The following is a 4,941-nucleotide window of genomic DNA, read 5'->3' as shown; positions in this document are numbered from 1 at the left end:
CGTAACGGACGCCAACTTCGACGAGCTCGTCCTCAACGCTGAGGGCCCCGTGCTCGTCGACTTCTGGGCCAGCTGGTGCGGCCCGTGTCGTCAGCTCGCTCCGATCCTCGAAGAGATCGCGACTGAGAAGGGCGAGAAGTTGACGATCCTCAAGATGGACGCTGACGCCAACCCGATGACGCCGGCCAAGTACCGCGTCACCGGTCTTCCGACGATGAACCTTTACTACAAGGGTGAGGTCGTCCGGTCGCTCGTGGGCGTTCGCCCCAAGTCAGCGATCCTCAGTGAGCTCGAAGAACACACCGCTTAACCCACAACACCACTAGTCAATAAGTCGACAGGGCAACTTGTCGACTTATTGCTTTTTCGGGTCCATCATGTCGACGATGCGCTCGAGGTCCTCGAGCGTTGCGAACTCGATGGTGATCCTCCCCTTGGACCGGCCGAGGTCGACCTTGACCCGGGTGTCGTAGCGCTCCGAGAGCCGCTCCGCGAGGTCTGCGAGCTTCGGGGCTGACATGGTCGGCTTGGCTTTCCGAGCCTCTTTCGTGGCCTTGGGACCGACCGCCACGATCTCTTCGAGGGCTCGTACGGAGAGCCCTTCGGCGACGACGCGAGTCGCCAGCCGGTCCTGGATCTCAGTGTTCTCAATGCTCACCAGGGCTCGGGCATGGCCCGCCGACAGGACGCCGGCAGCGACCCGTCTCTGGACTGCCGGGGTCAGCTTGAGGAGACGGATCGTGTTGCTGATCTGAGGACGCGAACGGCCGATGCGGGTCGCCAGCTCGTCATGGGTGCAGCCGAAATCCTCAAGCAGCTGCTGATAGGCCGAGGCCTCTTCCAGAGGGTTGAGGTTGGACCGATGAAGGTTCTCCAGCAACGCATCTCGAAGCAGATCCTCATCCGAGGTGTCGCGAATGATGGCACCGATGGTGTCCTTGCCGGCCAGGCCATGAGCCCGCCAGCGACGCTCTCCCATGATCAGCTCATAGCGATCCTTGGCGACCTCGCGTACGACGACCGGCTGGAGAAGTCCGACCTCCTTGATGGAGTGGACGAGCTCTGCCATGTGGTCCTCATCAAAGACCTGGCGAGGCTGTCTTGGGTTGGGGCTCACTTGGTCGAGTGGCAGCTCGGCGAAGCGGGCGCCCTCGATCTGCTGGAGTCCTGATTCCTTGGCCTCTTCCGGGCCGGACGGGATCAGTGCCTCAAGTCCGCGTCCGAGTCCTCGACGTGTCGCGGCCATCAGCTGCTCTCCTTGGAACTGGCGATCGTGATCTCACGAGCTGCCTCGAGATAGGACAGGGCACCAGACGATGCACCGTCATAGGTCAGAACCGACTGTTGATAGCTCGGCGCTTCTGAGATGCGCACCGATCTGGGTATCGCAGTCTTGAGCACCTTGTCGGTGAAGTACGCGCGCACCTCTTCGGCAACACCGGATGAGAGCCGGGTGCGCGCATCAAACATCGTCAGTAGGATCGTGGTGATCTCGAGCTTGGGATTGAGGTGTGACCGGATCAGCTCGATGTTGCGCACCAGCTGACCGAGACCCTCGAGCGCGTAGTACTCGCACTGGATCGGAATGAGTACCTCACGGCCGGCCACCATCGCGTTGACGGTCAGCAGGCCCAGCGAAGGCGGGCAGTCGATCAGCACATAGTCGATGCGGTCGCCTGCTTCAACGCAGTCCTTGAGGTACGCCTGCAGGGCTCGGTCGAGACGTGACTCGCGGGCGACCAGCGACACCAGCTCGATCTCGGCACCCGCAAGGTCGATCGACGCAGGCAGAACCGTCAGGCCGTCGATGTCGGGACACGGGCGTACGAGCTCGTCGAGATCGGTGCCATCGACGATTGCCTCATAGACACCCGGGGTGCCTTCCTGGTGCGGGATGTTTAGCGCCGTGGAGGTATTGCCCTGCGGATCGAGATCGATGACCAGAACACGCAATCCACGCATGGCGAGCGCAGCGGCGATGTTGACGGTGGTCGTGGTCTTGCCGACGCCACCCTTCTGATTGGCCACCACGAAGACACGAGTCTGCTCAGGCTTGTCAAAGCGCTGAGCCTCGGAGACTCGCTGAGCCAGCTCTACGTGCTCCTGCGCCTCTGCGGCCAACGGGGTGGAGGCGTCATGGCTCGGCACGGGTGTGGCGCCGTACGCCGCAGCCGATGGTGCGGGTGAATTCCCCATCCCTGAATTCACAGTGCTCCTTCGGTGGTTTCACGTGAAACATGACCAACATTGCTCATTTGGTCACCTCCACCACGGTCGTGGGGTTGTCTTCTTCCCCGTACGTCGAGACCACGATAGTCGTCGCACCCAGTCGGTGGAGGGTCGCCGTGGAAGCCTTCACTTCTTGTTCGGCTGTACGCCCCTTGAGTGCGAGGAGAACACCGCCCTTGCGGACGAGTGGGAGGCACCAGCGCCCCAGCTTGTCGAGCGGGGCCACCGCACGAGCCGTCACCACGTCGTAGGTCTCCTTGACGTCCTCTGCACGCGCCCGCAGCACCGTGACATTCTCGAGACCAAGCTTCACCACAGCCTCGTCCAGGAACGTCGTACGTCGCAGGAGCGGCTCGATCAGCGTCACTTTGAGGTCAGGCCGAGCAATCGCCCACACCAGCCCTGGTAGGCCCGCACCAGTGCCAACATCGGCCACGGTGGCACCTTGGGGGACTCGGGGCAGGACTACGGCCGAATTGAGGATGTGGCGGTCCCACAGGCGTGGGACCTCACGCGGGCCGATCAACCCCCGTACAACACCTTCGGTCGCCAGCAGATCTGCATACTGCTCAGCCACAGGGAGCTGTGACGAGAACACCCCCGCCGCGGACGACGGGGGTGTTTCACGTGAAACATCGGGGCGCTCGTCAGAGCTCATGTCACTCGCCAGCAGGCAGGACGACGACGTAGCGCTGCGGCTCGACGCCTTCTGACGCGCTGTTGAGTCCGGCGGCAGCAACGGCGTCGTGGACGACCTTGCGCTCGAACGGCGTCATCGCTGACAACGACACAGACGCCTCGCCGCCCTTGACCTTTTCGACAGCGCCTTCGGCAACTGCGACGAGCTCGGTACGGCGCGCTGCACGGAAGCCAGCGACATCGAGCATCAGGCGGCTGCGCTCACCCGTCTCGCGGTAGACCGCGAGGCGAGTCAACTCCTGCAGTGCGTCAAGCACTTCGCCGTCACGACCGACGAGGTGGTCGAGGTTGCCTCCGACGATCTCGACCGCGGCACGGTCGCCGTCGACGTCCATGTCGATGTCGCCATCGAGGTCAGCAATGTCGAGCAGTTCTTCGAGGAAGTCGGCGGCGATGTCGCCTTCCTTCTCCAGTTCCTTTGCGAGGTCACTCATCAGATGTCCTTCTCTGGATCCTTGGCCGTGATGTCCGGCTTCTTCTTTGGCTGTTGTGGCGACTTGGGTCCGCCGCGCTGCTTGGGCTTCGGTGCCGGCGCGGGTGCCTTCTTGCGCTGGCTTCGTGGCTGATTTTTCGGCTGTGCACGAGGCGCAGGCTTCGGGGCCTCGTCCTCGGTCTTCTTCAGGGGGTCCTCAGCGACGGTCTTGCCGCGTGCCTTGTCGCGGTCCTGCTTCGCCTTGAATGCGGGAGTGCCAGGTGCCGGGTTGCGGCGGATCACGTAGAACTGCTGACCCATGGTCCACAGGTTCGACGTGGTCCAGTAGAAGAGGACGCCGAGCGGGAAGGCCACACCGCCGACGGCGAACACCACGGGGAGGACGTAGAGCAGCATCTTCTGCTGCTGCGCGTACGGGCCACTGAGCGCATCGGCAGGCATGTTCTTGGACATCAGTTGGCGCTGCGTGAGGAACTGCGTCGCACACATCGCCAGAACCAGGGTCATCGTGAGGATCTTGGTGTTGACGACATCGCTCCTGAGGAACGTGTCAGCGATCTGCGCGCCGAGAAGCTTCGCATTGGACAGCGACTCGGAGTCAGAGAGTGTCAGGAAGCCCTTGGGGTCTGCGTGTGTCGCACGGTCGATCACGCGGAACAGCGCGAAGAAGATCGGCATCTGAAGAATCAGGGGGAGGCACGAGGCGAACGGATTGGTGCCGGTGTCCTTCCAGAGCTTCATCTGCTCCTGGGTCAGCTTCTCGCGATCATGCGCGTACTTCTTCTGCAGCTCTTTGATCTGCGGCTGGAGGAGCTGCATGTTGCGGCTCGACTTGATCTGCCGCACGAACAGGGGGATCAGGAGCGCACGAATCGTGACGGTCAGGCCCATGATGGCCAGCGCCCAGGTCCATCCGGAGTTCGGTGAGAGTCCGAGTGCCTCGAACGCTCGGTGCCAGGCCAGCAGCACTGCGGAGACGGCGTAGTAGAGCGGCGTCATGATGGCCGATCCGATGTCGCCTAGGAAGCCGAACATTGTTCTCCTCTGTGCTGGTTCGCGTGGTGCTTAAGACTGGATGACTGTGGGACAGGGTCGTATCCGCCGGCGGCCCATGGGTGACAACGCATGACACGTCGAGCGGCAAGGAAGACCCCGCGGAACGCACCATGAGTCTCCACAGCCTGCAAAGCGTAGGCGGAGCAGGTCGGGTGGTAGCGGCACACCTGGCCGTACAACGGGCTGATCGCAAAGCGATAGGCCTTTAGGAACCAGATGATTGGGTACTTCATCGGGCACCGCCGCGAGCTAGTGCTGCGTCAAGATGCTCAGCGAGCGTCGTGGATCCAGCATCCGAAGACGCCGGAAGCGCGCGTACGACGACCCGAGACCCTGCAGGAAGGCGATCGAGGCGATCACGCATGAGGTGCCGCAACTGACGCTTGACGCGGTTGCGGTCCACAGCAGATCCGACGGCTTTGCTCACGACGAAACCGACGGACGTGGGTCCGCCGGTTCCTGGAACGACATGTGTGACAAGGGTGGGTTGTACGCCTTTGGCCCCACGACGGATCGTGTGCCGG

General features: G+C 62.8%; 8 protein-coding genes. 1 reads left to right on the top strand and 7 read right to left on the bottom strand.

Annotation, left to right across the window (positions count from 1 at the left end; translation table 11 throughout):
• A partial coding sequence (gene trxA, locus V6M39_RS09025) for a thioredoxin (protein WP_332643487.1) occupies nt 1-310 on the top strand: 310 nt, incomplete at its 5' end.
• Nucleotides 311-355: 45 nt separating this feature from the next.
• Here the strand turns inward: trxA and V6M39_RS09020 are convergent.
• The 7 genes from V6M39_RS09020 to rnpA all read right to left on the bottom strand — a co-directional run bounded on the left by V6M39_RS09020 (nt 356) and on the right by rnpA (nt 4,931).
• Nucleotides 356-1,246, bottom strand: a complete 891-nt coding sequence (locus V6M39_RS09020) for a ParB/RepB/Spo0J family partition protein (protein ID WP_332643486.1) — start codon at nt 1,244-1,246, stop codon at nt 356-358.
• Nucleotides 1,246-2,196 (bottom strand): ParA family protein, encoded by a 951-nt coding sequence (locus tag V6M39_RS09015; protein ID WP_332643485.1) that lies wholly within the window; start codon nt 2,194-2,196, stop codon nt 1,246-1,248. Before V6M39_RS09015 ends, V6M39_RS09020 begins: the two co-directional genes overlap by 1 nt.
• Nucleotides 2,197-2,251: 55 nt before the next feature.
• The gene (rsmG, locus tag V6M39_RS09010) at nt 2,252-2,806 is read right to left on the bottom strand and encodes a 16S rRNA (guanine(527)-N(7))-methyltransferase RsmG (RefSeq protein ID WP_332643484.1); all 555 of its coding nucleotides are present in this window, start codon (nt 2,804-2,806) and stop codon (nt 2,252-2,254) included.
• Nucleotides 2,807-2,888: 82 nt separating this feature from the next.
• Complete coding sequence (locus V6M39_RS09005) at nt 2,889-3,362, bottom strand: Jag family protein (RefSeq protein ID WP_332643483.1); 474 nt, start codon at nt 3,360-3,362, stop codon at nt 2,889-2,891.
• The gene (gene yidC, locus V6M39_RS09000; RefSeq protein ID WP_332643482.1) at nt 3,362-4,396 is read right to left on the bottom strand and encodes a membrane protein insertase YidC; all 1,035 of its coding nucleotides are present in this window, start codon (nt 4,394-4,396) and stop codon (nt 3,362-3,364) included. Before yidC ends, V6M39_RS09005 begins: the two co-directional genes overlap by 1 nt.
• A complete protein-coding gene (gene yidD, locus V6M39_RS08995) occupies nt 4,381-4,650 on the bottom strand; it encodes a membrane protein insertion efficiency factor YidD (protein ID WP_332643481.1) in 270 nt (89 codons plus the stop codon). Before yidD ends, yidC begins: the two co-directional genes overlap by 16 nt.
• On the bottom strand, nt 4,647-4,931 hold the full coding sequence (rnpA, locus tag V6M39_RS08990) for a ribonuclease P protein component (RefSeq protein ID WP_332643488.1): 285 nt from the start codon (nt 4,929-4,931) through the stop codon (nt 4,647-4,649). The genes yidD and rnpA overlap by 4 nt, the downstream gene beginning before the upstream one ends.
• Nucleotides 4,932-4,941 lie beyond the last annotated feature (10 nt).

It is taken from the genome of Aeromicrobium sp., from assembly GCF_036675695.1.
Classification (GTDB): domain Bacteria; phylum Actinomycetota; class Actinomycetes; order Propionibacteriales; family Nocardioidaceae; genus Aeromicrobium.
The sequence above is the reverse complement of the archived record's forward strand: the minus strand, read 5'-3'. Positions and strand labels throughout refer to the sequence as shown.

Coding starts and splice junctions, on each gene's coding strand:
- V6M39_RS09020 (WP_332643486.1), bottom strand. CDS start 1,246: ATGGCCGCGACACGTCGAGGACTCGGACGCGGACTTGAGGCACTGATC.
- yidD (WP_332643481.1), bottom strand. CDS start 4,650: ATGAAGTACCCAATCATCTGGTTCCTAAAGGCCTATCGCTTTGCGATC.
- V6M39_RS09015 (WP_332643485.1), bottom strand. CDS start 2,196: ATGGGGAATTCACCCGCACCATCGGCTGCGGCGTACGGCGCCACACCC.
- V6M39_RS09005 (WP_332643483.1), bottom strand. CDS start 3,362: ATGAGTGACCTCGCAAAGGAACTGGAGAAGGAAGGCGACATCGCCGCC.
- yidC (WP_332643482.1), bottom strand. CDS start 4,396: ATGTTCGGCTTCCTAGGCGACATCGGATCGGCCATCATGACGCCGCTC.